We start from the raw sequence: 23,862 nt of genomic DNA, 5'->3' as shown, positions 1-23,862 counted from the left end.
TTACCCCTTATAGCTTGAACTGAGTGAGTGCCGCGAATACGCGCAACTGATTCACGATGTCTGGTTTCCATACGCAGTTGAGGCGGTTCTTATTCGACTCATCACGATAGACAGACAGTGACGCTTTGAAGCCTTCCATATCTTCCATCAAACCCTTTGGCACCCAATCGATACGTGCTTGCTCAATGATTGCGTTACGCATGATTTTTGGAGTAACAATCGGTTGACCTGGATCGATAAAATCAAGCACATCGTCACCCGCCAATTTGTGGCGAGGGAAGCGATTCGTCACCATGGCTTTCAAGGAATAGCGCAGGTAGCCAAGTGTTGCTGGCGTGGTGATATCCAAGTAACTAGGATCAGGATCGCCATAGCTGTTGACTTTATATGTGCTGACTTCACGCTCGATGGCCACTTCGTCACCCGCCGTTACCATGTAAGTGGCAACACCGCTTTGTAATAGCAAGTTGCGCTCTGTCCAGTCCCAACGGTCTGTCTTTGCAGGCGGTAAAATGCCTGTTAACACGAGGGTTTGCAGTGGGCGCGCTGGATCAATCGCCAGCGAGTAGCTAGCACGCGCACCATAAGCGGCGGCAAAGTCCCAAGGCGAACTTGGTGATTTGTTGGTACCCATGCAGGTAATCAGGTAATCGTTTCGACCTTCGCCCCATGTGCTGGTTTCTGAAAACGTGCCGCGCATTGCTGTGTACGCAGTACCTTCCATCATCTTCAGTGGGCCGTATCGATCAACCAGCTCATCACGCAAACCGTTTAAGCTTTGTGTGTCTGAATATGGAATAACGATATGGTTGTACCATTCGTCAGGAATCGCGGCGACGATAGCGCTGATGTCTGGCGTACCCGCACCGCCCGTCATAGCTGTAGTTGTTACCGTTACACCTTTAGCTAGAAGCTCGCCATCGTAGTAGTTGTAACGCACATCAATATCGTTACCCGTTTCGCCTTTCCATTTGCATGTCAGTGTGACCACTCCAGCGGCAGCGGATGCGGTAATAGGCAAATCGGTTTTAGCTGTAACGGCGGCAACGATAGAGGTCGCAATCACTGTGGCATCGTCGCCAGCTTTTACCGCGACTTGCATGCTCACACCGTCGATCAACAAGGCAACAATACCCGCGCTCGCTGTACCCACCGTGACCGTAATGGTTGCAGTAGCGGCTGAGCCTGTCAGATCCGCGACACCAAGTGCATACATATCTGTTGATGGGTTGATCTTGCGAAATCGCTTTAGCATCTTCGCCAGCATAGAGCCTTTGCCATAAGCGTTGTCCATGTCTGCCTCAGACGTGCCGATGCGACGAGTGTCTAGCGCTGTAGCCGTGCCACTCGCCAGCTGCTGGCCTATAATGAGCACTTTGTTTACCAGCGTTGGCGTACCTGTTAGTGCGCCGCTGTTATCGATATCGATGTAAACGAGCGGTACGTAAATGTCTTCTGGAATATTACCAAGTGGCATAGTTACTCTCCTTTCTTAGCAGCGGTTTTCGCTTGCTGTACGATAGCGATATCGCCATCAGATAGACGACGAACCCAAAAAGCCGATCGCTTTACAGTCTCGCCATCATTCGCTAAATGTGTGCCGTCTGGCTTGAGTACGTTCACGCCAGCTTTCGCGGGTTTGATCGTGATCATTTCTTGAGTGCTCATTTTGTTAGTCCTGTTTGCTGGTCAATTTATTTACTGATCAAGAGTAATGTCGCTGTCCATTGTTGGCGCACCATCGGCAATCTCTGCCGTGGCATACATAGTTACAAAGTCGTCTAGGTCTGCGGCGGTAATGGGTTTGTCTAGCACCCAGTTTTGTGTCCAGCTGACTGACCAAATGGCAAGGCCTAAGCCGTCTACATCACCGCTGTACAAGTTGTCCATGTTTAAGCTTTCGGCTTTCTTGTTCGCAGTGGGTACACCTTTGTTTGCTAACAGCAACTTTGCTAATCGCCCCGCGATCACTTCCGCGCGCTGGTCGCGTGAGTAGCCGAACTGCTCGGTACAAAACACATAAGCTACTAAATCCACATCCCCCGTCATCTGTCCGGCTGACTGATCGATATTGCGAACACGTAGAGCGGCAATGCGAATACCGCCATCTTTTCGACTCATCCAATTCTTAATCTCGTCGGGCTTATCAAAGCGCCCAACGTGACGTGTAATTTCTGACACTTTATCAATGTCGTCTTCGTTGCCTGTCAGCTTTGGCGTTAGATAGCTGACGATCTCATTGACGGCGTAGACCGTTGAGCCTGTTGTCACAAAATCAGGACGCATCGCTTAAAACTCCATTCCAAAAATCGCCAACGGTATCAAGCAGCTCGGTTTTGTTACTGCCGCTCAATCCTAAAAATTCGCGCTTCGGCATGTTCATCGCGCGAGTGAATGCGCTGACCGTTTGATTCACTGGGAACTTGAGCGCCTTACCAAACGCTTGTGTAATGCGTCGGTTATGAGCCGATATACTGACAGGCCCATCAAAACCATCTTGGATCGTTCTGGCGTATGGCAATGGCGAACCTACGTGTACTTTGCTGCCTTTGACCTGGTATTGAATTGAATCCAGCAGGTCACCATCGCCTTGCAACAGAGACTGATTGCCATGGCGCGTTTTCGCGTAGCTTGCTGACCAGGCTTGCCAGGGTGTTCCATCCGGTGCGGTTTTCTCTGTGCTAATGCGTCGGCGTGTTTGGCTCTCTGCGACGGCACCAATGGTTTCTAACAACTCACGTTTGTGCGCTGGATTGCCTAGCGCGTCTATCATTCGCTGATAACGTGCCAGCTCTTCTTGGCCGCGAACTTGAACAGAGATACCCATGATTTACAGAATCCCGCCCAATGACTTACGAGTGAACAAACGTTCACCGTCTTGAATGAGTTCCACTTTACCCACCGCGCCTTCGGTCGGGGTTTCCAGCGTTGGCAAACCTAATTCACGCTGACCATTTGAAATCTCTTTCAGTGTTTTTAATGCCGAGTTATAGCGCTCGGTCATCATATTTGTGGCTTGCTGATCTCTGTCAGCCAGCCAATAAAAACTTATAGTAATGGCCAACTTACCCAACAAACTTGGTACCGTCTCAAGCGGCAAAACATAGCGGCGGGCGAGGTATGAATTGATCTCGTCATCCGCTTGCTCTAATGCTTCGTCGATAGCCGTGTCGTTTAGATCGTCAGTGTTTCTATCGATAGCGAGGTTCCATACCATGCTGCTATCACGATCTAATAAGTCTTGCTTGGTTGCGTAAGTGGCCATTGGTTTTCCTATTTCACTTTCAGTTCGTCGAGATCAATCTCGGTTACGACGAGGTTCTTTTCGTTGTAAATACGCTTTGCCTTGGCAGCTGAGAGACAAACAACTTGAGACGACTCGTAACCCACGATTTCCACGTCATCAATCGCGCTTTCGTCTTCTGCCAGCACCAGTACCAAGGTCTTTTCCAAGCGTTTGAACTTGACACCCGAACGCCAAAAGCCCACGTCAGTTTTCGCAGTGACGACAAACGCGCCTTTAAAGTGTTCTCCCAATGCTGCGGAACTGGCATTATCACTAGCGCCATTAATGACAACGTCACTACTAGCAACACTATTCTGTGAGCCATCATTTCCTGTGGCATTAGCGCCCAAATCAGCACCAGCTCCATCAGCACCAATAGATTCTTTATTGAGTTCACCATCGTTATTCTTTCCTTCAATTTTCGAGTCTGCCTTCTCAGCATCTGATTGCTCCAGCTTGTCGGCCTCACCCGTAGACGGGGTCTCTGGCGTAGACTCGGTTGGTTTGGTTTCGTCTACTTTCATAGCCGCGTCCGGTTTGGCTTCCGTTGCTTGCTCGGTAGCACCTTTAGCCACTGTTTTTGTAGCTGTTGCATTGCGCTTTGCTTTAGCTGCTGCGGTTTTGTTAGTTGCTTCACTCACGAAAAACTCCTGTTTTTTTAAAAATGGCGGCGCATTGAACCGCCATTTTTGATTGGCTTAGTTGATCAACGACTTACTTGATGAATGAACTCACTACAACTTCCACATCGTTGTAATAGACGTTGGTATCGCCACCATTTACCAGCTGCGTAAGAATCAGTTTCTTAGCGACTGCATCGTTTGCAGTACCAACGGTAAGGACTTTTGCTTCTGTACCAAGTGGCTTGCCGTTTACGCTAAGCATGTCAGCTAAAAGCTTTTTCGCTGCAATGTAGTTGGCTTCTGTTAGCGGTGCTTTAGAACCCACACACATCTGCGGGAAGCTAAAACCAAATCCCGCACGGCCATCGACGCCCTGGGCAACCATGTTGTTGAACCATGCGTACTCAGACGTTGCGCCCATGAATTCTAATTTCAGAGGGCGGCGATCTTGGTAAATTACGGGTAACAGAATCTGAGTGTTATCAAAAACAAACCAGGGTTCGCCCGTATCCGTTGCCGGATCGCCGATCACGTTTGAATAGGTATCGCCTGTATCACCAAGTGGGTGATCGGTATCAAAGAAATTCTGTCCGTCATGGCAAAGCGTAGTAAAACCAGCTGCTAACAGCGGGAACGAATGCTTGTCTGGGAAGATCGCAGTGTTACGCCCCCATGATTTAGCAATGATCGCGTACTTGCCGATTTTGTCGTCTTCTAAATCATCACGCTTAATTTTGATAGACGCTTCGTAAGTTTTGTTTGGGATGGAATATCCATGACTCGCCAGCTCTTTTAACTGACGTTCAGTGACCCATTCCTTAATCTCTGGAAGGTCTTCAAGCCAGCCATAAAACTCTGAGCTGCCAGTACTTGGAACCTTACTTGCGATCTTGTCCCATTTTGGAGAAACTAGCCCCAGACCCTCGGTAAACGCGGCATTGGAGCCGACGGTTAACGCTTCAATAACTTGTGCTTCAGTAAAAGGCATGATCTAACTCCAATTAATAAGTTGCTTTATGGTGGCGGTTTGCTTTCCACGATTCTTCGCTGACGCCCATCTGACGGCACAAAGCGATTTCATCCTTGGTTAGCTCTTCGCTTTGTTGCTGGGTTGGTACTTTCTTTGGCTTAGCGTCAACGATCTTCGGCGCTGTCTCAGCGAACTTTTCAAACTTTTCACGCCCACCTTCAGTACGACAAAGCGCAACATACATTTCTTTATTCGCTGGGGCGACTTTGCCAGCAGCAATCGCCACATCTACCAGCGCTTCTGTTTCTTTGTCTTCGATTTCCTTCAAAGACGCTTCAGCCGCCGTGGCACGATTCAGCGCAATTTCATACGTGTCGTTCGGTACAAACTTGGTGAGATCAGGTTGAGCCGCACGATTCAGCGCGATCTGTTCAGCAGACTTCAGCGCACCAATAGCGGTGACTGCGTCTTGCTCGGTGGCGTTTTCTGGCAATGCGAGTGCATCGGCCAATGCTTTAGGCAACGGCATGGTTGTATCCTCTTTGTTTTCAGAACGGTTTAAGGCGGGAACTCTAAAGTTCGGTTTGTTTGTTAGGCCTGCGCTGCTCATCGCAACGATGTTGCCTTTGTCGTCATAGCTAAATGCGGGGGAATAGAAACCATAGCGCTTGTCTTTGATCTTATAGATGCCGTTATCATTCCACTCGACACCTGCCCAGATTTCACCATTGCGGTTTTCTAGCGCGACGATCCAGCCGTAAGCATCGGCGTCTTCGCCCTGAGGGCCTTTGATTTCTGTTGAGTGCTCCACATCAAAAGGAAGCTTAGAGTCGAACGCGGCAACCACTGCATCAGGATTGTTGTTAAACCACTTGCGACCATCGCGACCCTCAGCGGTACCCGCTGGAATCATTGGTAACCACTGAATGTCAGAATCCTTTTCCTCGCTTTGAACGAACTGAGGCATTTGGAAACATAAAGCGGTGAGTGCGACTTGCGACATTGAACTGACTCCAAAAATTTATCTATTGGAGTCAGCTTATGAGAGAGGAAGGATTAACTAGAAATAACGTCTGTTGTTCAATTTATGATATTAGCTCTCTAAACCATTTTTGTACTTTTATATAGTCATCATCATTGTCTACTTTACGTTCATTTGTTTGAACGTAAATATATAAATACTGGAGTTCTTTGAAGTGTATCTGTGTAAGTAAATGAATAGGCGCTAAAGTATGAAGCTCTTCATACAAATCCTTAAGCCTTGCCAATGCACTCTCTAAATTCAGATCTTTGTGGGGATGTTTAATGCAACAGAAAATAGAGTTTTGTTCAACAAAGACAGTCTCTTGTTTTTCAGTTGTAATAAGTTTTAGCTTTCCTGATCTATCAAACTGATAGACCTCTGTAGGATTTCTAGCATATACCAACAAGGGATTTTCAAAATACATGCCACACTTTTTGTAGTAGTTTCTCGCTTCCGGCTCGGTACCATAGTAAACCGTATATACATTTTCCACTTTGTTTTCGCTGTTCATAATTTGCTCACTTGTTTTTTTGTATTGGAGCTTGATCATTATCCACGAAACGATTTCATCTGCATTATGTTTTATCGTATGCCACAAACCACATTTAAACCGTGTTTAATTTCTCGTAGAAACGTTTAAACATTTTTTTACGTTGTGACATTGCGCCTAGGTGATTAAATCGCTTAGGCGCGTTCTGAGGCGTTCGGCTCGTTGTTTATTCTGTAGGATCAAACAGGGCTTTTTCTTTGGTTGCGAGGGCGTCTTTCAATTCCTGTTCTCTGTTTATGCCAGGATTGTAATTCCAGCCTGGATCAATTCCGGCTGGTAGTGTTTCCACTTCACCCGTCCGTTTGTTGATCCATTCTTTTGTACCATCGTTTGGGGCTTCTGTTTTGATCTTGCCATCTTTTACGAGCTGCTCGTATTCACTTCGAGACACTTGGCGTACACCACACTTACAACCCCAGCCGTTTGGCGTCATGTGGGTTTTCCACCACGGGTCGTCGATAGGTAAGCAAGTGCCAGCCCATTTCTCGTGCTGGTGCCTATGATTCTCGGACGGGCCAAGTTCATAGATGAGATAAGGCATCACGCGCTTAGTACGTTGTGCGCGTTCCCACTGACCAGCGGCGCGAGCGGTACGCATGTTGGTTTTGTAGATGGTTTTAATACGGCCTGTACTACCAAGCTGTACGGGTTGCGTTTCGTTTGTTAGCGGGTCGACCATTTCTTGAATACCCCACCATCCCTTTTTAACGAGTAGTGGTTTTAGTACATCGCGGAACTGGGCAAAGGTCTGTCCGCTAGCAATAGCGTCGGCAACCATAACCTGCACATCAAGCAGCAAATCTGCATTGGTCATTTTGGCAACCGTGAATGCGTTGCCGTGTTCCGCTTTCCAAACGTCACGGTAATCAAAGCCTGGCTTTAAATCTTTGTCGATTAAATAGCGTAGCGCCTCTTGATTGATGACGTTATCCGGCATTGTTTACATCTCCCAATGCTCGTGCCTGGAACATAACTTTTGCAAGCTGTTCAGTAAACTGCTCCGCTGTTAAGCTCTTTTGCAGCTCTGGCAACAGTGCTTGAAACTCTTCAAAGCTGCTCACAGACTCAGCCGCTTTTAGAATCGGATTCATAAACTCTTCACCACCGACTTCGACCCAGTCAGTCATGACTTCATCTGTCATGTCGTCGATCTCGGTATCGAGATTAGTCTGTGTGCGGTTCATTGCAACAGGGCGAGTAAATCGATTTAACGCTGTGCCGTTTAAGCCCTGTTCACTGCTTGGATAAACAGGCGTTAAACTACCTTCTGGCACCAATACCTCTTCGCCATCGGCTGGCGGCTTCAATCCGAACTTGTCATAGACTTGCTTTGTTGAAATTTTAAATCCGCGATCAATCAATGGCGTGGCAGCATCAACAAAAGCTTTTAGGTCTTCTGGCTTTGGTAGTCTGATTTTGACGCGTGGATAATGTTCTTGTAGACCCCAGTTTAAAATTATGTAGGGCTTGACCAGTTGTTCGTTAATTGTCGCCTCTAACTGTCGTGCGTCCCAGTCTGCAATATCTTCACGTACTTCATTATGCACTTCGGCTTGACTGCGTGAGCTGCCATTATCGCTTGTCATTGTCTGGCCGAGCACAGCTTTACTGATCTGTTCGTCACACCATCGAGCCATGTTCTCGAATAGTGTATCGCCCCCCTTAGCCGCCCCTGACTCGATGATTTCCATTTTCATAGAGTCTGGAATGGCCGCACCTGCATCGCTAGAGATTTTGCCGATGGCGTTAATCAGTGTGGCGATGTCGTCTTTCGTAGCATTCGGGCCATACTTACCGATGCGGATCGGGATCCCGAACACTTCTGCGAATGACCACCAATCTCTAAGCGTGTAGCTTTTCAGCATGTACATAACAGCGACTAAGCGAGCCAACCCATTACGCCACACGCTACCCGATTTCGAGCGCGGTGTGTGGACGATGAATTTGTATGGCTGCAATGGTGCGCCCATTGGCGCATCGTCACTGATCAACAAAATCTCTTGCAGGGTCTCTTGATCTGGACGCAAGTAACGAGGGTCTACCCATTTATATTCGCTCGGTGTCCATGGCATTTTATTGGTGTTCCATAGGATCTCAGATACACCAATGCCTTTACCAAGGCCGTCTAGCAAATCAAAGAACAGCTCTGGCATGGCGTCTTGATGGAGGATCGCACGCACACGATCTGCCATTGCCACATCAGCAGGGGCATCGCTGGCTGCTTCGACGGTTGGCATGATAGACGCAACAACGAGCTTACGCGTTCTAAGCTGTGCTGCGTAATGCAAGTCTCGCTCTTCCATTTCTTCTGCGAGCGTCATGTACTGTTCAGGATCGTTGCCGTCCACCACACCACGCAACAACCCAGCCAAGCGGCTGGGCGTTAACATACTGGCAACACTAGCGGGTCGTGGGTTACGAATGCCAGTTGTATAGGCTCGGCTGACTTGCTCGCTTAACACTTCTTTCTCTGCTTCGAAGGCCTTGCCGTTGTGGTCTAAAATTGGGCTGATCATAATCGTATTCCTTGTCGGCCTGATGCTTGGTCAATGTCATCATATAAGTCATTTTCTTTGGCACTGCCGAAGAAGCGGCGGTTGATATCGTCGCCACGGGTGCCGATGGTGTGGAGTTCGTAACGGGTCATTTCTTGTTTCGAGACGACATAGCCGAGGAAGATGGCGATGGCGCTATCGCCGTGGCGTTTGTTTCCGTCGCTGCCTTTTGTTCGGCTGTCATCTATGCCTGGCACACCGCGAATGATTTGGATTTGTCCCAAGTCGGTAATGATGTCTTCATGCTTTGGCAATAGGATATCGTCGTCTTCAAAGGCCGCTTTAAATATCGGCATGTTCTCGCGGTAGTAACCCACGGACAGCATGACCTCGACCACTTCATCGCCGTATTTGTATTTGGCTTGCTCGGCTAAGTATTGGCCGTTGCCTCGTGCATCCAGTGCGATACCGTCACGCTTAGGCAGACGATCGCAGATAAAATACAGGGCTTGTTCTTGCTGCTTGAATGGCACGTTTGCAAGTTCAACTAAAAAAGGCACGATGCGTTTGGTGTTGGCTTCGACCGTTATCGGGGCGAATACCGTTAAGTCTCCGTTCCTTGCAAAGTCTTCCCCAAGACAGTGGCGTAAATCAGGCGGCAGCTTTTCCAGTTCTGGCAGTACGAACTCTTCTAACCATTCTTGCATTTCACCTTTGCGTGCGTGTTCGCTCGCGGTGTTGAATGTTGCGGTTCCAGTGAATCGTAAAACAGGCGCATCAAGCAAACGCGCAGCACGATCACGCAAGCCGCGAGAGATATAAGCGCCGCCGCCGTTTTTAGGCACACAGTAATATTCTTCTAGGGCGTCTTCTTCTGTCGCCGTGTCTTTGATTAAGTTGGCTTTCCATTCGTCTTCGAGTTCTTGTGTCCATTCTTGCTTCTTGACCTGGCAGATACGTTTGTACAGACCATCAGCACAAGCATCGTCTAACGTAATGGTGTGGATCGAAAAACGTTTCTTACCTGCACGACTGTCTTGGATAAGCTGATTGAATAGATTTTCGATACCGTTATGAGTGGAAATAATGCGGACTTTAGAACCCCACATTGTCAGAGCAAGCGCAGCTTTTAAAACCTCGGCTAACTTTTCATGGAACGCGCCTTCATCGATAACCACCGTCCCTTGCATACCGCGCATATTCTTTGGGTTGGATGAAAGCGCTTTGATTTTAAAGCCCGACGCAAAATAGATCACATAGGTCAGAATGTCTTTATCTTCATCGGTAAAGACTTCTTCACCCACATCGCCACAGGCTAAGTTGTATGCGTTGGCCCACATCGCACAGGCGTCGATAAACTCCCGCGCCATGTCTTTATTGCTGCCGATATAAAAGACATCTTCACCGCCTGCCTCTGCCGACAATGAAGCCGTAAGCGCGTCGTCTGCGGCTTCGGCCCAGGTCAAACCGCAACGTCGAGTTTTCTCTCCAATCTTCAATTGGCTAGTGTCTGCAATCCAACGCTTTTGATAATCCAACAACACTTCATCAGGGTTGAATTCTTTTCTCAGAATTGCAGCGGTGGATTGGTTTGTGAGTTGCTTTTGCTCGGCCGTGATCATACTAACGCCCGAACAGCCGCATCTTTTGACTCAAGCAGCTTACGAAGCGCCACAGCTCTCTCGGCACTGTCGGGCAAGCGCTCAACGATCAAATCAGCCATATCAGAAAAAGGTTTGCTGACTAGCTGCAAGTGCTCTGGCAAGTGCTGCCATTTAAAGAACTTTAAAATCTCAGGTGTCATCATGCGATCCCTAGAATGTGTTTTTTAATGTCGGCGGCGGTATCAGCTGAGATACCGGCTTTTTTAACAACGGCTTCCACTTCGCTGGCGGCTTGTTCTGCAAAGGCTTTACGAATTTCTTTTTCGACTTTTGTGCTCATCATTGCCGCGCTCTCGATGCGCTGTACAACTAGGGCGAGTTGGCCAAGGGCTTTTGGTGGGATAGGTTTACCGCCGTCTGAAGCTTCGTCCATCATTGACATTGAGGTCTCAAACGCCATGGTTCGAATAAACTCTTGCAGTAGTTTGCCGACTTCTGAAACGGGTGCTTCACCAAATTTTGTAACCCAAACCTCTGCCATGGCGCGGGCGTCGCGGATACGCTCGCCATTCTTTTCCATGCGCTGTGCATAGCGGTTGAATGACGTGCGGCTAATCTTTGCGTCTTCGGGCAAGCCTGCTTCGTCGATCATTTCATTGATCGCGGCCAGGATGTCTTTTTGCGTCATATCGCCAGAACGAATCAAAGCGCCGATGCTGGCGCGTATTTCCTCTGGTAACAGTTCTACTTTTGACTTGCGGTTCTTTGCTCGCTTTAACATAGCCGCCCCTTATGCCCGTGGGCGTTTTACGCCTGGCACGATGGCTTGGCCTGTTACTACATCTTGACCGCGACCTGTTAGCTTGGCGATTTGGCAACCGCTCATTTCACGGATTGTTATCAAGTCTTGTTCTTGCAGCCAAGCAAGATGTGTACGAACGGCATCGCGGCTAATGTTATGGCCATAGCTTTCAAGGCAAGTATCTAAAATAGATTCGTTGGCTTCGTAGGCTGGCATCTCTTCGAGAGAGCGCAAGATGACAAGCCGTTGGTCTTCTTTTAAAAGGTCTTTAAACGACATTTAATTACTCCTGTTTATTTGTCATCTTTGAGTCGCTGCTCTAACAGCAGACGAGATAGGTGTTCAACGGGTTGAATCTGGGCGCGTAGTTCTTTCATTTCGCCCCGTGTGTTGGCTAGCTCGATAAGCAGGTCGGTCATTTGTTGTTGTGTCGCCATGCTATCCAGCTTGCCTTCTAAGTGATCGACTTTTTTAGAGACCGCTTGCACGTCTTCTTTTTTGGCGTAGGTCTTCGCTAGAAACGCCATGACGATAATCGCGGCTGTGGTCAGTAGCGCCCAGATGGGTGCCCAATATTTCAACAACAATTCACCCACGCTGGCGCTCCTTTTTGTTTTGACATGACACACAACGCACGGCGGTTGGTACGTACTCGATGCGCTGCTTCGGTATGATGTCACCGCAATCTAGGCAGTAGCGAACGCCGTTGGCGTCTTCGTCTGGAGCTTCGATTGGGCGGTTGCGTTGTGCTGCTAGTGCGCGGTCTCTGTGTTCCTGCTCTAGCTCTGAAGCGCGATCAAACTGGTCGGTCATTTGCGCCCCTTAATTACGTTTGCAATAGCGCCTGTCACTTTGTCGCCACTGCTTTTTGAGTAAGGCGCAAAGCCATCAAGAGAGCGTAAACCGTGATAAGAAAATGCCAGGGCAAACAACGTTAGTGCGATAGCAACATCGGGGCCGTCAGCGGTAAGGCCGAAGGCTTTAGTAAGCGACATTCCAAAAATATAAGTGGTGCCAGCCCAAAAGCTTTGGCGTGCTTGTAATGGTCGTGTATGACGGACGTATTCGTCTGTCGCTTTATCACCTGCACGCACTGTTTCTTGAGTTTCGTGGTGCTCGGCTTGCTTGTCTGTCAAGTCGAGTTCTTGACGGCGGGTAATTTGTTTTTCTAGTTCGACTTTGATTCGTTCTAGTTCAATCATGGCTTCTGGCGGCAAGTTCTGTAACTCACGAGTCACGGCGATCTGCTTAGCGTCTTTGCTTAATCCAAGCACCGCATCGGCTTTCTCTACTGCACTGGCTACTTTCTCGGCTGTATCGCTACCACCAAATAAATGCGCCACACCACGAATAGCCGCTGGGCCAAGATCGACAGCAAGGGACGCAAGCCCTGTAAGTAATGACAACATAATTTACTCCTTGATTTCCCATGCGGCGTTCGTGAGATCGACTAGGCGGTTATGCCAGCCCTCGATAAAACGCACTTGTGATGTGTTGTTCTGGATGATGCGAGCATAGAAGCGCGCACGACGTAGCCCGAAACGGGCGAGTAGATATTCTTGATCTAGCGAGGTAACAGCGGCGCGCGTCTTTGGCCCCACCATGCCGTCGTCTTTACAGCCGCTAATCTCTTGCAGCAGCGTAATGGACGTGATCGCGCCATGTTGAACCGCTGCATCGAACGCATACAGCGCCACGGCTGGCGACCATTCTGGACAATACGCGGCACGCCAATAACGGGTGTGGTAGATACGCACAATGTCATCAAGGGTAAGAGAAGCGATATCAAGATTAGGAAAGGCGCGTTTACTAATGCCGCCTTTTGTTTCACCACCTAAGTCTTTCGGATCGTTAACATAACCAAGGTCTGGCTTTGGAGTACCATCGTTATTCAGTGCGCCTTCTTTGATCAGCACAAAGACAACAGCGAACAGAAAGGCTTCTGAGTAGGGCTTGGTGTTAAAGCAGTAATATGTAGACATAAAAAAAGCACAATCAAATTAGTTCATTTGATTGTGCTTTTTTAAGAGTGAGGACGCGGATTAACCTTGTTTGCTGTTTTATCTCAGTGCGCAAATAGCTAGAGTGCCGCCATTATGTTTCGCTAATTCTGTCTTAAAATGATAACCCCATGCTGGGGTGGTTGCTCTGTTTTCATAAGCCGTTAATGAGCTGTTGAAACTCTCGCGCATCATTTGGCGAAGTGTTGTGTTTTGAGCCATATCAATAGAGTCTAATGCACCAGACACACAAACATTATTTGCTTTAAGAAAAGACAATTCCAATTCGCTGTCGCTAGTTTCGACCAACTCCATTGCAGCCGCAAAACCGTCTTTCGTTATCACAATCGTACCGCCATCAATACGCTGAGCTATGCCATCTTGTGAGTCATTCCATTGACCCACTTTTGTTAGGCCGCTTGCATCTAATCGTGCTTGTATTAACTCTGTCGACGGCATCTCTTTAGCTTGAGATAATGCCGAAAAAGCAAGGCAAGACAATATAAATAGCGTTTTCATTTTTTCAATCCTTAAAAAAGTTGCGCTTGGCGCTTGTTGGTTTCGTGTCGACGCATATTGGCGATCACTCGGTATATTTGCTGCATCGATAGTTTATATTTTTGACACAGCTCTTGCACGTTGTGGCCGTTAAATTCATTCCAGATCCTAAGGTGCTTGAGTTCTTTTTCTAATCTGTGGCCGCGTGGTAAGTAAAACTGCATGCCGCCAAACGCATCACAAATGGCGCTGAGCTGAAGCAGCGCAATGGTTTCGTCTTGCTCTGCTTTATTTAGTTCGTGTTTTAGTATGTCGTAGATTTGGCGCATGGCTTCGGGCCAGCGGCAATTCTCGTCATCAATGTGCTCGATTGCATCAATGGATACATTGCTGTATCCGAATGCATCTATGGTGGTTTCGTCTCGCTCTTGCTGTCTTGGTTTCATGGTTCGCCCCTCAGCTCACACTCAATAAAAAAGCCTTCGTATTAGGAAGGCTTCTATTGTAAGTCCGGCTGGTGTGGGATTCAGTCTTTAGACACCTTTGTAGGGGGCTGTGTATTCTTCATCTTCATAAATACCAGTATATGTAATTTCAATTTCTATTAAACCAATCGTTTTCATGTATTCAGCAAATGGTTTATCAATAACCATATGTAAGACAAGAATTTCTTCATTTACTTTAATCAAGCGGTTGGCTGGTATAATAGTTGAATTCACTCCTGGTTCAGCCCCAAGGAACTCCTGTATAGCATATGTATAATCCTTTTCCCCCTTGTTATCCGCTATGAGAACATTTTCATCTCTGTTGCCTTGCCTATATATTGGATGCCCATCAACATTAAACTTAATATTTTTAACCATTGCTGGTCCAAGACCATCGTTAGCTAGCTTTAAAGAAAAAATCCTCCTATTTGAACCTTGTTGTGCCAGCCTATTTTCATGTTGGAATTGAAGTAGCGGTTTAGCTGATAGTCGATGGTGCTCTCTTGTTTTAATGGCTTCATCGCGTGATAAGTAGTGAGATTTGGCCGCAATAATAACACCAGCGATTGCGGTCACTGTGCTAAAGAATACCCCTGAGATTGTCCACCAATCTGCACCTCTAGACGCCAGTAGATCAGAATTAATGTAAATGCTTTGTCCTACGGCTGACGCTAAGTTCCAGTATTCGTCCATTTGTTTTTGTCCTGCTAGTCTACTTAATTGGTTATAACGACTTTTGATAGTCTGCGCTTAACGCTTCGTAACTTAAACCTGAGTTTACATTGTGACCTTGTTTCTCGAAAGCTTTCTTCATCAATCGATAGTGCCAGCGTTTGAGTGATTCGAGGACGCTTTGTGCTTGCCAATTGTCTAACCAGACTAGGTACTGTACGCCTTGGCCGTTGGTTGTTTTCGTCATGCGTTGGCAATATGTATCTAAAGCTCGGTCACTGCCGTTTTCAATAAAGCCTTGTTTGTGCATGGTGATCCAGATCGCTCTTATCTTACTAGCCGCTGGTGAGCGTGGCTTTGGTTTAGCATTGTTCTTGGTGTTGGCTTTTGGTGGTGCGGGAACAAAGCCAAGGGCGTTTTTAAAATGGTCTAAAACAAGGCTTAACTGATGCTCGGTCATCAATTTTAAACTCTCTTGCCCCGTTAACCTTTTCAGCATTGGGCGATAGATGTCATCGTCTAGCTCTAATGATTTCTTGCCAATACTGATGGCGGCAATCATTCTGTTTCGTCTTGTGCTGTCGTGTTGTGTTTGCATTGTATCCACACTCCCCAAAGGTTTTGTCCTGCGTCGCTTTCTTCTGATATTTGAGCCTGTAAACAGTCAGGTAAAGGCGCGTTAATCTGTACTTGTGAGCCGTTGGGTTTGGCACGTACTGCGATCACGTGCGCCCCCGCTAATTCTAATGTTTTGATCACCCCAGCTGTCTGGGCCATGAGTTCATGCATCGATACCCGCCGCAAGTTTGGCTTGCTTGATATAGTCACCACGCCAGACCAAAGCATTGTTACAAGCTTCTTGATATGTATCTGCATAAATCCATTTATTCATGTAACTACCCCAAGAGATAGAGTAACCATGGCGGCTTATGTCTTTTGGAATAGGTGTCGAAAACCTTACTAAGAACCCTTGTTTCTTCACTTCGTTTCTAAAGTAATCGACAATAAAATCTTCATCTTCATGCTCCGGTTGATCGCAGCCAATAGCTGTAAAAATATTTTCCCAATCAAACTCTAGTGCATCTCTAACTTCAGAAGACACAGCACCATCTATGAACATAGTGCCTATGTGAATTATTACTTCAGCCCTAACAGATTCTTCTAAAAAAAGATCATTTGTTTCTTTTTCAATAGTCATTTCTATCTCCTAAGCGGCGTTGCGCTTTTCTCTGGATTTACCCAACTGACAGGCTTTGCATGTGCTTTGCAGGCCGTCGGGTTTGTGTATTGATATTCCCCAAAACAGGGTGTCTTGCGGCCAGTACTCTTTGCAATCGGGACACCACTTTTGCAAACCCAACTCTGGGTCGAGGATGCCCTTGCCATTTGCTAGCCGCTTACTCAACAACTGCGGCGGCATGAGTGGTGTGTATTCACCAAACATAAAAGCCTCCCGCGCTTAGCGCTGTGCTCTAAGATCTCTTAGCAACTGGTTGGTAATCGGTGCGCTGGATCGTTTGCTAAAATTCAAACCCGCTTCATTGAGAAAGGATTTTTCTAAACGGCCCCAGTTACGAATGATCGTCATCCACTCAGGTGATAGCTTGGCAATTGTCGAAAAATGATCACGCACTTCTGGCACTTCATGAACGAGGTTTAAACAGCGATTAAAGTCACCTGTATCGTATGGTTCTGTTTTGTGGTGACATTCGATATTAGCTGCGCAATACGCCATCGTTTGAGAGCCTCATGCCTGTATCACTAGATGCCATCCATTCCAGTATTTTTCTTTCTAACATTTCATTCTCCTTAGCTGCTCATCAGTGCATGACCACAACGCCATGCAGACGCGGCGGGGCCGCGTTTCGCTTATTAGTTTTAAAGCCTCACAAAGTCAGTTCTCACAAACTCCAAGTCTTCGATCTTTTTGTACTTGCGCTGCATTGATGCGAAAGTTTTAAAGAAGGGTTCGTACCATTCGTACTTCTTATCTAAATCTTCGATCTCTTGCTTAACTCGTCTCTTACCAAATATTTTTATGAACTTTTGCTTTCGAGCTGGGGAATAAACAGAGCGCGATCGTTTATTCCAAATTGGCTCAATAGCTGGATCGTAGTCATCGCCTGGCCACCCAAGTTTTTGATCTAGTTTTCCGTTAATGAAGACACAGATCACCATCACGTTCTCTTTGATGAAGCGTTTTTCGAGCGCGATTTGTTTATCGCCTAACTTGAATTTGACGACTCCCATAGAGCCTTTCAGCGCCTTTTCGATTTCTTCCCATTGGTCTTTTGTGATCATGCTTCTCTCCTTGGTGGCTCGATCATGTAGCCAATGCCATTGAGATAAGCAGCGGCGTATTCTGGTGTTTCTAGTTCGCTAAGGTTTGCACTAGCTAGAGCGATGACATGCATCAAAAACTGTTTGTATTCGCCAACGGCAACGGGCTGGTTAAGCGCGTTTTGTGCGGCATGTTGAACTGCGTTATTAGCCATAAACTGCTCCATTACAGTGATGCGATATCTAACGAGATAGGTTTGTATTGGTCGGTGGTGCCGATGCGTTCGTACACGCGGATATAGACGGCGGTACCGTTGGATTTGAGTGCGTCTTTCAATGCGGCCATGGCTCGGTTCCATTCCTCGTCGTCTATTTCCATGCGCATCAGATCCAGCACTTTGCCTGTGCTGATTTCACCATTACGGTTCTTGCGGAATGCTTGAGATACCACGGCACGAATGTTGGCGTTTGCGCCTTCACTCCAACGGATTAGGCAAGAGTCGATCAAGGCTTTGGCGGCTTCGATCTCTTCTGTAAAAGCGACCACTTCACGATAGGTACGTTGGATTTTGTAGCGACCATCGAACGACACGAGGCTGACGTTGCCTTTCTTGCCGCCCAGTTTTGCGCCGTAGCGATCGGCGGCAATTTCGATCAGATCCGAGATATCGTTGAGGGCTTTTGCTTTGTAAGCGGCCATGTCACGACTAAGAGAAAGTGCCTCTGGTACCAGTGCCATAACGATCTGATCGCGCAATAGATCTTGTTCGCGAATGCTGGCTTCTGGCACGAAGTGTCCATCAGCGTTTACGCGCATTCCGGCTGGTACTTTGATGACGTTATCTTGTTGTTGGCTAGTGGACATTTTTGCTCTCCCATTCGATGTTGCAGTTGTTTAGTTGTGCGCTGTAAACGCTGGTACGAGTACCGTTAAAATTGCGGGTTTTGATGATCGCGCCGCTTAGCTTTTTGGTTTCCGCTGTTGCCAAGACTAAGATCGTCGGGTGTGCGGTACCCATTACTGTGCCTGTGATCGTTATGCCCATTTTTACAAGCTGATGCGTTGTCTTGCTGACGTTCAAAAGACTTTCCAGCATGTGGGCGTTTTGTTGGTTTGGCTGGACGTGCCAGCCGTCATAGCGTGTTGATTTAGTCATTCTGATAAATCCCCTTTAATAAGCTTTCTAATCCACCGAACTTTTCAACTAACGTCTCCCAGTCCGATTCGTCGCAATGTGTTTCATCAAGCGACATCATTTCTATGATTAACTTTGCAGCTTCTAGACTTTCATGCGATGCAATAGCGGCCGCATTCCAGCCTGTTACTTGGTATTGCTCTATATCTGCCATCAGACACCTCACTCGTTACTCGTTGTTTTCTAGTTCATTGAAAGCAGCACGCAGGGCTTTCTCTGTAATGAGTTCGCCTTTGCAAAACATGGCTGCAAGTTTCAAAGTCTTGGTTAGTAGGCGAAGCCCCCTGGGCGCTCGCTGATTTGTTGCATCAAGGCGCGTTCTTTGTCGCCCGTAACGCTCCATGCATCAGCAATGGCTTTCACGTCTGCAATTTTCGTTTTGTGGATGCCACGTTTTTTGGCGATACGCGAAAATAGACGGGCAAAATCCTCATTGCGTCGACCGCCTGTTAGTTGCGTATAGACTCGGTTGTTACCGACTAACACCATTCCGACACCTGTTTCTTCTTGCAGAATGCGAAGCTCTTCTAGAGTCGGATAATCAAGGTGGTCGGCTTCGTCGATGACGATAAGCCCCTCAGTTCCCATTAGACGTTTGCGGATCACGCGAGACAGTGGCCCTTTACGACGTGGGGCTTGTTCCATGTCCAGTTCCATGGCGAGTTCGTATAAGCACTCGGTTAGGCTGCTTCGGCTAGGGCTGGCGGTAACGTGCCAAACGTTGTTGTTATTGCGTTTGTATTCGCGCAATGCTTCTGATTTGCCAACGCCAGACGCACCGAATATGACTACGATGGATTCGCTGATTTGCGCGTATGTCATGTCGTCCATGATTTGTTTGGCGGTTGTTGTCATAACAAAGCCAGGGTTAACCACTGGGCTAGATTTCTTTTCTTCATCCCGTGCTAGCCATTTCGCTAATTTGGTGACGATGGCCGTGGCATCGGCTTGGTATTTGCCGTTAAGTATCTGGCTCACCGTGGCGGGTGATGAACTAATTTCACGAGCAAGCTGGGCGCTGGTTACTTCCTTTGCATCGAGCTTTGCTTTGATGCGCATGAGCACAGTGGTTTGGTCTGCGGCGTTGCTGCTCTGTAGGTTCAATACGTTTGTCATTTTCTGATTTCCTTACAGTTTGTTTTTCTTTAGTTGTTCGCGGTAGTCGGCAATAGATGCCGCGAAGTTTTGTTCGTACTCTGTTTCTTCGTCGTATTGCGGCTGTTGTGCAACGGCTACGTTTCCGTAGGCCACAGCTGGGCGGAACGGCATAACGACCTTAGTGTCTGGAATGATTTCTTCTTCCAGCGGTGACATTTGTGCCGCCAATTCGAGCGCGTCCATTGCTTGATGTGCTTTCGCAGCCACCTTGGTTGCTTTGGTGAACTGAGTGCGGTGGCGTTTTGTTTCGCGAGCGGCTTGAGTGTCGCCAAAGCCCACTTTTTGCTGACACTCTGCACGGCAGATATGAACGCCATCTAGGGTGTAGATCTCGACAGCATCGTGAAGGCGGAGTGGATCAAATCGTGCAACCAGTTTTTTGCCGACCATGTCCATCATTGACTGATGGTAGTAGCGGTTCTTCTGGCCCTTGATCGATCCGCCAGCGTCTAGCGTGATGGTGCCGTGTTTGTCGACAGTGACGGCTTCGGCTTGCAGCATCATCATTTGCAATTGTGCGGTTGTCGCTTTACGAATCGCGGCATGCTGGTAGCTGGTGTTAAACACGTCGTTAAACGACATGAAGCCGTGGGCCATTTCTGTGTTGCGGTTGGCTTTGGCGTTGTACATTTCGACGCCTTTGGCAATCGCCGCCAGGAACACGTCCGCTTCAATGGCTTTCGATCCGTAGTTGTCTGGTTTTGCCATTGGGTTTGGGCCTGTGTAGGCACCCGCAAGGCTTGGGTGTTTGTCGATGTATTCTTCTAAACCGCCCACACCGAATGCGCGCTCGATTGGCTTGGCTTGGCCGTGACCTTTGCCCAAAATCACGCTAGACCAATGCAGCTTCATACCAAGCATGGGGATGATGCCTAGCGGGTCGTCTTCTTTGACTTTGAAGCGGTAACGGTTTGGTACACCGCCCGTCATCCATTTGTTTGCAGCGGCGCGGGTGTTATCTATAGTGACTTCTTTAGGGATGCCGTACTTCTCGCACACGTCCATCATGGATAGACGAATAGAGTCTGTGTTCTCGCTCACATCACAACGCCAGCCCACAATTTTTCGACTGTAGATGTCTTGCCAAAACCATGTTTTAGGGCGAATAACTTCACCGTTAAACCAGCGCACAAACACGTTATGTTGGTAGCCGTCGCCGTTTATCCATTCCATTGCATGTAGATCTGCAACGGTTCGCTCTTGCGGCGGATACAGCATGGCTAAAGCGTGTTCGCCTTTTCGCAAAAGAGTGCGGTGCTCTTGTGGCACTTCAAAGTACATACGACGTTCTAGTGACTTTTTGGAAGGAATAACCCAGTCTGGATTTCTCTTAGCCGCATCTTTCAAGCGCTCATAACAAACGCTAAACGTTGGCTCTTCTTGACGTAGATAATCAGACTTGATGAAGTCCCAAGCGGCTGGCGTGATGAAAGCAAAGCGAGCCTTACGAGCACTGACAGCAGCTTCTTTGTTCTTAGGTAGAAGCACTGGCAACCAGTCTTGCTCTGCGAAGTTTTTAAGGCTGGCGAACTCACGACGAACGCTAGCGAAAGCAACGCCATATTCTTCGCATACGGATTCGTAAGCCGTCATTTTCGGCACGCCGCTATTAACAAGCTGTTGCAATACAGTCAGGTAAGACAGTTTTGCTTTGGCCTTGGCTTGCGCTTTGCTGCCAGCGTTGTTCCAACGTGACCATAGCGCTTCGCGACAATAGCGATCTGATTTTGGTTGTGGCACATCAAAGACTTTTTCACCGACTTTGATTTGACCCGCACGCTTGAACAAAGCCGCCTGAGTGGCAGCGGGTAATATGCTGATGTGATACTCAAAGGCTTTGGTGCCTTCGCGTTTTCTAGCAAGTTCCGGCTGTGACATTGCAAGCTGCTTTAACTTTTCACGAGCATTTCGCTCTGTTGCTGGCATGCCTGCGGCACCCGCTATTTCAGTTGCTGTTAACCACATACTGATCCCCTCACACGGCCGCTTGTAATGCTTGGTAACGGCTAGGCCAAATGTCTTGCGGTGTCACTCCGATCGCGTCGGCAATGATTTTTTCACCTTTTGGCCATGGCGAACGCAGGGCATTGGCGAGGGTGTTTTCGGCAAGGTTCGCATCACGCGATAACTGACGAACGGACAAGTTGCGTTTTTTTAATTCCGCAACAATGTCTGCTCGATGCCAATCGCTGGCGATTTCGTCCGTTTTCTGAGAAACTGCGCTCTTACTCATCTTGGTAACTCCATTGTGTTGCTCAACTTAGTAACTACATAATGGACACAACGGACGAATTTATCAATACAAACGGATGTAATATTTTGTAAGGCATCCGTTTAATGGATGGTTAAAATTAGGGCTTTATATGAAAAACTCAATAAATAACAGCAACTTAATAGAAAAAGATGCAAAGGACGGCAAAACGGATAAACCGTCTTTTTCTTATGGCGACAAACGGATAGAGTGGGTTGTTGCGTCCGAAGTGGCTGGTCACGCTGGTTTTCCCACATCAGACAGGTGGACTAGAGATCAACTAAAAGACCTGGCAACGGACAAACCACATCTGTCTCGCAAGAGGAAAGGGACGAAAGCGTTTGAATATCATGTAAGTCTATTGCCGAAAGAAACACAGGAGAGCTTGCTGGGCGGTCATGTAATAGAGGAACCCGCATCAAAATATGAACAGAATGTATTGCCGATTAGTCAGGGCGATTTTTTGGCAGAGTTCGCTCTGATACCAGGCTACTCGATTCAAGTGTCAGCGGGCAATGGTGCGTTAAATATAGATCAGCTAGAACCCTCTAGATATCTGGCGTTCAGAAGGAAGTGGCTAAAGTTTCGAGGCTTCGCTGAAAAGGATCTCGTGATAGTTTGGGCAAAAGGTGACAGCATGGAATCGACGATAAATAACAACGATACGCTCGTCGTTCACACTGGCCGTAACCGTCCGCAAGATGGGCACATCTACATATTTAGACATGATGATGAACTATTCGTAAAACGTTATCAGAGCATCGTGGGGGCGTGGCGTTTGATTAGTGACAACGCCATGTATGCGCCACTCGAAATCAAGAAAGAAGAACAGCATCAGTTTGAGGTTATCGGACAAGTCGTTCATATTGCCAAAGACATCGGCGATTGATTAAATGTTTAAACGGTGTTTAAAGACTCGTTGCGCATCCGTTGCGGTTGCTCAACTAACAAGACTCAAAATGCTAATTTTAAAACCACTGCTCAAACTAGCGTAATTTTTACACGCTGCTAAAATGCAAACGGGGCCAACGTCTAAACAGACCTCAACCCCGCTAATCCACTGGCTTTCTAGTTTTTAATCCCGTCTAATCTTTCATAAGTCCGGTTAATCCCTAGATTGATCATTTAAGTAGTCCCTATACAGTGGCATTCCTCTACATTCATATTCCTAAATAAATTTTTAGGAACAAGAGATGCCGTACCACAAGTATCACAAGGTACTTCATATACATTGCGAGAGTGAAAGATTTCCCCATCACTTATAGATATTAAGTAACTTTCAATGCACGAATTACAGTGAACTATCTTACCATCGTGTAATGCAGAAACCTTTCGGGTTATTAAAGAATCACATGCTAGACATTGAAACTTGTACTCTGGTCCGATACCTCCTAATACAAGATTACCGCAGCTAACCGCTCTAAGCTGAACAAGAGCTTCTTCTAATTTCCGCTTAATTTTTTTAGCGTCACCATATGTCTGAATTGTTTGATTTTTGGGTACAGAAACATGAAGGGCTAAATTAGATAAAGCTTGGTAAGATCTAGCTAACTTATTTATATCTAACTCTGATTGCGTACCAAGCTTAACATATGACTTTGCCTTAAATTCCTCCAAAGATGGGTTATCATCAGATTCTTCATTAGGCTCAGTTGAAATTGAAAGTCTTAACTCCTGAGTCGCGTTTGGGTTTTCTTCTGCCAAAATTTGTCGGATTACTTTCTTAGGTTGCCAATCGACTTCATTTTTAGACATTTTTCCTATTGATACTTTTAATCTTTCGTAACAAATCAATTCGATTGCTAGTCTACATTCAAGAGCAGCGTAGACTAGGCTTTGAGGTGTATCATCCAAAATTAATTTATCTATTATTTTAATTTTTCCTTTTAAATTCCGCATAAAAACACCTCTGTAAAGAAAGTACTTGGTAGTCACATAACGCCAGTATTTGTGGCGGGTTTGGAGCGC

The 23,862-nt window shown here is 47.2% G+C and carries 36 protein-coding genes, 1 other RNA gene and 1 pseudogene; 1 reads left to right on the top strand and 37 read right to left on the bottom strand.

Translation table 11 applies throughout. The annotated features are described in order from the left end of the window. Positions 1-7 precede the first annotated feature (7 nt). From AC0L6V_RS03660 to AC0L6V_RS03485, 36 genes and pseudogenes are all read right to left on the bottom strand, one after another. Entirely contained in the window at positions 8-1,477 is a 1,470-nt protein-coding gene (locus AC0L6V_RS03660; RefSeq protein ID WP_265217494.1) for a phage tail sheath subtilisin-like domain-containing protein, read from the bottom strand. Positions 1,478-1,479: 2 nt separating this feature from the next. Further along, positions 1,480-1,668: a DUF2635 domain-containing protein gene (locus tag AC0L6V_RS03655; protein ID WP_265217493.1), complete on the bottom strand. Its 189-nt coding sequence runs from the start codon at positions 1,666-1,668 to the stop codon at positions 1,480-1,482. A gap of 30 nt (positions 1,669-1,698) precedes the next feature. Next, entirely contained in the window at positions 1,699-2,286 is a 588-nt protein-coding gene (locus AC0L6V_RS03650; protein ID WP_265217492.1) for a hypothetical protein, read from the bottom strand. Further along, positions 2,276-2,827, bottom strand: a complete 552-nt coding sequence (locus tag AC0L6V_RS03645; protein ID WP_265217491.1) for a phage virion morphogenesis protein — start codon at positions 2,825-2,827, stop codon at positions 2,276-2,278. The genes AC0L6V_RS03650 and AC0L6V_RS03645 overlap by 11 nt, the downstream gene beginning before the upstream one ends. 3 nt (positions 2,828-2,830) lie before the next feature. Beyond that, complete coding sequence (locus AC0L6V_RS03640) at positions 2,831-3,265, bottom strand: gp436 family protein (protein WP_265217490.1); 435 nt, start codon at positions 3,263-3,265, stop codon at positions 2,831-2,833. Between the two features lie 8 nt (positions 3,266-3,273). Further along, positions 3,274-3,927 (bottom strand): hypothetical protein, encoded by a 654-nt coding sequence (locus tag AC0L6V_RS03635; RefSeq protein WP_265217489.1) that lies wholly within the window; start codon positions 3,925-3,927, stop codon positions 3,274-3,276. A 73-nt stretch (positions 3,928-4,000) separates the two neighbouring features. After that, the gene (locus AC0L6V_RS03630; RefSeq protein ID WP_265217488.1) at positions 4,001-4,897 is read right to left on the bottom strand and encodes a Mu-like prophage major head subunit gpT family protein; all 897 of its coding nucleotides are present in this window, start codon (positions 4,895-4,897) and stop codon (positions 4,001-4,003) included. Positions 4,898-4,910: 13 nt separating this feature from the next. Beyond that, on the bottom strand, positions 4,911-5,882 hold the full coding sequence (locus AC0L6V_RS03625) for a phage protease (protein WP_265217487.1): 972 nt from the start codon (positions 5,880-5,882) through the stop codon (positions 4,911-4,913). Positions 5,883-5,964: 82 nt separating this feature from the next. Beyond that, positions 5,965-6,414, bottom strand: a complete 450-nt coding sequence (locus tag AC0L6V_RS03620) for a hypothetical protein (RefSeq protein WP_265217486.1) — start codon at positions 6,412-6,414, stop codon at positions 5,965-5,967. 205 nt (positions 6,415-6,619) lie between these two features. Then, on the bottom strand, positions 6,620-7,390 hold the full coding sequence (locus tag AC0L6V_RS03615) for a phage head morphogenesis protein (RefSeq protein WP_265217485.1): 771 nt from the start codon (positions 7,388-7,390) through the stop codon (positions 6,620-6,622). Then, positions 7,380-8,969, bottom strand: a complete 1,590-nt coding sequence (locus AC0L6V_RS03610; protein ID WP_265217483.1) for a DUF935 domain-containing protein — start codon at positions 8,967-8,969, stop codon at positions 7,380-7,382. Before AC0L6V_RS03610 ends, AC0L6V_RS03615 begins: the two co-directional genes overlap by 11 nt. Beyond that, positions 8,966-10,570 carry a terminase large subunit domain-containing protein gene (locus tag AC0L6V_RS03605; protein ID WP_409419381.1) on the bottom strand — a complete coding sequence of 535 codons (1,605 nt, stop codon included), beginning with the start codon at positions 10,568-10,570 and terminating at the stop codon, positions 8,966-8,968. The genes AC0L6V_RS03610 and AC0L6V_RS03605 overlap by 4 nt, the downstream gene beginning before the upstream one ends. Further along, positions 10,567-10,755, bottom strand: coding sequence for a hypothetical protein (locus AC0L6V_RS03600; RefSeq protein WP_265217479.1), 189 nt, complete (start codon positions 10,753-10,755; stop codon positions 10,567-10,569). Before AC0L6V_RS03600 ends, AC0L6V_RS03605 begins: the two co-directional genes overlap by 4 nt. Beyond that, entirely contained in the window at positions 10,752-11,333 is a 582-nt protein-coding gene (locus AC0L6V_RS03595; RefSeq protein ID WP_409419380.1) for a DUF3486 family protein, read from the bottom strand. Before AC0L6V_RS03595 ends, AC0L6V_RS03600 begins: the two co-directional genes overlap by 4 nt. Positions 11,334-11,342: 9 nt before the next feature. Further along, positions 11,343-11,633 (bottom strand): VpaChn25_0724 family phage protein, encoded by a 291-nt coding sequence (locus AC0L6V_RS03590; RefSeq protein ID WP_265217477.1) that lies wholly within the window; start codon positions 11,631-11,633, stop codon positions 11,343-11,345. Positions 11,634-11,647: 14 nt separating this feature from the next. Beyond that, positions 11,648-11,950 carry a DUF2730 domain-containing protein gene (locus AC0L6V_RS03585; protein WP_265217475.1) on the bottom strand — a complete coding sequence of 101 codons (303 nt, stop codon included), beginning with the start codon at positions 11,948-11,950 and terminating at the stop codon, positions 11,648-11,650. After that, positions 11,943-12,167 carry a TraR/DksA family transcriptional regulator gene (locus AC0L6V_RS03580; protein WP_265217474.1) on the bottom strand — a complete coding sequence of 75 codons (225 nt, stop codon included), beginning with the start codon at positions 12,165-12,167 and terminating at the stop codon, positions 11,943-11,945. Before AC0L6V_RS03580 ends, AC0L6V_RS03585 begins: the two co-directional genes overlap by 8 nt. Further along, a complete protein-coding gene (locus AC0L6V_RS03575; protein WP_409419379.1) occupies positions 12,164-12,763 on the bottom strand; it encodes a hypothetical protein in 600 nt (199 codons plus the stop codon). Before AC0L6V_RS03575 ends, AC0L6V_RS03580 begins: the two co-directional genes overlap by 4 nt. 3 nt (positions 12,764-12,766) lie before the next feature. After that, positions 12,767-13,336, bottom strand: coding sequence for a glycoside hydrolase family 108 protein (locus tag AC0L6V_RS03570; RefSeq protein WP_265217470.1), 570 nt, complete (start codon positions 13,334-13,336; stop codon positions 12,767-12,769). 78 nt (positions 13,337-13,414) lie between these two features. Continuing rightward, positions 13,415-13,873, bottom strand: coding sequence for a hypothetical protein (locus AC0L6V_RS03565; RefSeq protein ID WP_265217468.1), 459 nt, complete (start codon positions 13,871-13,873; stop codon positions 13,415-13,417). 11 nt (positions 13,874-13,884) lie between these two features. Beyond that, entirely contained in the window at positions 13,885-14,298 is a 414-nt protein-coding gene (locus AC0L6V_RS03560) for a Mor transcription activator family protein (protein WP_409419378.1), read from the bottom strand. 87 nt (positions 14,299-14,385) lie between these two features. Beyond that, a complete protein-coding gene (locus tag AC0L6V_RS03555) occupies positions 14,386-15,030 on the bottom strand; it encodes a hypothetical protein (RefSeq protein ID WP_265217465.1) in 645 nt (214 codons plus the stop codon). A 31-nt stretch (positions 15,031-15,061) separates the two neighbouring features. Next, positions 15,062-15,607 carry a gp16 family protein gene (locus AC0L6V_RS03550; RefSeq protein ID WP_265217463.1) on the bottom strand — a complete coding sequence of 182 codons (546 nt, stop codon included), beginning with the start codon at positions 15,605-15,607 and terminating at the stop codon, positions 15,062-15,064. After that, on the bottom strand, positions 15,568-15,798 hold the full coding sequence (locus tag AC0L6V_RS03545; RefSeq protein ID WP_409419377.1) for a hypothetical protein: 231 nt from the start codon (positions 15,796-15,798) through the stop codon (positions 15,568-15,570). Before AC0L6V_RS03545 ends, AC0L6V_RS03550 begins: the two co-directional genes overlap by 40 nt. Further along, complete coding sequence (locus tag AC0L6V_RS03540) at positions 15,791-16,207, bottom strand: hypothetical protein (RefSeq protein WP_409419376.1); 417 nt, start codon at positions 16,205-16,207, stop codon at positions 15,791-15,793. Before AC0L6V_RS03540 ends, AC0L6V_RS03545 begins: the two co-directional genes overlap by 8 nt. A 9-nt stretch (positions 16,208-16,216) precedes the next feature. Then, positions 16,217-16,453 (bottom strand): hypothetical protein, encoded by a 237-nt coding sequence (locus tag AC0L6V_RS03535; RefSeq protein ID WP_265217456.1) that lies wholly within the window; start codon positions 16,451-16,453, stop codon positions 16,217-16,219. Positions 16,454-16,468: 15 nt separating this feature from the next. Further along, positions 16,469-16,744: a hypothetical protein gene (locus AC0L6V_RS03530; protein ID WP_265217454.1), complete on the bottom strand. Its 276-nt coding sequence runs from the start codon at positions 16,742-16,744 to the stop codon at positions 16,469-16,471. Positions 16,745-16,816: 72 nt separating this feature from the next. Beyond that, an RNA gene (locus tag AC0L6V_RS03525) (hammerhead ribozyme type II) lies at positions 16,817-16,880 on the bottom strand. A 7-nt stretch (positions 16,881-16,887) separates the two neighbouring features. Next, the gene (locus tag AC0L6V_RS03520; protein ID WP_265217452.1) at positions 16,888-17,310 is read right to left on the bottom strand and encodes a hypothetical protein; all 423 of its coding nucleotides are present in this window, start codon (positions 17,308-17,310) and stop codon (positions 16,888-16,890) included. After that, on the bottom strand, positions 17,307-17,504 hold the full coding sequence (locus tag AC0L6V_RS03515) for a hypothetical protein (RefSeq protein ID WP_265217451.1): 198 nt from the start codon (positions 17,502-17,504) through the stop codon (positions 17,307-17,309). The genes AC0L6V_RS03520 and AC0L6V_RS03515 overlap by 4 nt, the downstream gene beginning before the upstream one ends. Positions 17,505-17,515: 11 nt before the next feature. Continuing rightward, positions 17,516-18,154 carry a DUF3164 family protein gene (locus AC0L6V_RS03510; RefSeq protein WP_265217450.1) on the bottom strand — a complete coding sequence of 213 codons (639 nt, stop codon included), beginning with the start codon at positions 18,152-18,154 and terminating at the stop codon, positions 17,516-17,518. Beyond that, positions 18,144-18,446: a hypothetical protein gene (locus tag AC0L6V_RS03505; RefSeq protein WP_265217449.1), complete on the bottom strand. Its 303-nt coding sequence runs from the start codon at positions 18,444-18,446 to the stop codon at positions 18,144-18,146. Before AC0L6V_RS03505 ends, AC0L6V_RS03510 begins: the two co-directional genes overlap by 11 nt. Next, complete coding sequence (locus AC0L6V_RS03500) at positions 18,439-18,639, bottom strand: hypothetical protein (RefSeq protein ID WP_265217448.1); 201 nt, start codon at positions 18,637-18,639, stop codon at positions 18,439-18,441. Before AC0L6V_RS03500 ends, AC0L6V_RS03505 begins: the two co-directional genes overlap by 8 nt. A gap of 15 nt (positions 18,640-18,654) precedes the next feature. Then, a pseudogene (locus tag AC0L6V_RS03495) lies at positions 18,655-19,307 on the bottom strand (AAA family ATPase). 306 nt (positions 19,308-19,613) lie between these two features. After that, positions 19,614-21,608: a transposase domain-containing protein gene (locus AC0L6V_RS03490; protein ID WP_265217446.1), complete on the bottom strand. Its 1,995-nt coding sequence runs from the start codon at positions 21,606-21,608 to the stop codon at positions 19,614-19,616. A 10-nt stretch (positions 21,609-21,618) separates the two neighbouring features. Further along, positions 21,619-21,876, bottom strand: a complete 258-nt coding sequence (locus tag AC0L6V_RS03485) for a helix-turn-helix domain-containing protein (RefSeq protein WP_265217444.1) — start codon at positions 21,874-21,876, stop codon at positions 21,619-21,621. A gap of 130 nt (positions 21,877-22,006) precedes the next feature. On the opposite strand from AC0L6V_RS03485, the gene AC0L6V_RS03480 reads away from it, so the two are divergent. Then, positions 22,007-22,783 carry a helix-turn-helix domain-containing protein gene (locus tag AC0L6V_RS03480; protein WP_265217443.1) on the top strand — a complete coding sequence of 259 codons (777 nt, stop codon included), beginning with the start codon at positions 22,007-22,009 and terminating at the stop codon, positions 22,781-22,783. 236 nt (positions 22,784-23,019) lie between these two features. Here AC0L6V_RS03480 and AC0L6V_RS03475 read toward each other — a convergent pair whose 3' ends face one another. Then, entirely contained in the window at positions 23,020-23,793 is a 774-nt protein-coding gene (locus tag AC0L6V_RS03475; RefSeq protein ID WP_265217442.1) for a hypothetical protein, read from the bottom strand. Positions 23,794-23,862: the final 69 nt, after the last annotated feature.

Source organism: Marinomonas sp. G8-14 (genome assembly GCF_055808935.1).
The sequence above is the reverse complement of the archived record's forward strand: the minus strand, read 5'-3'. Positions and strand labels throughout refer to the sequence as shown.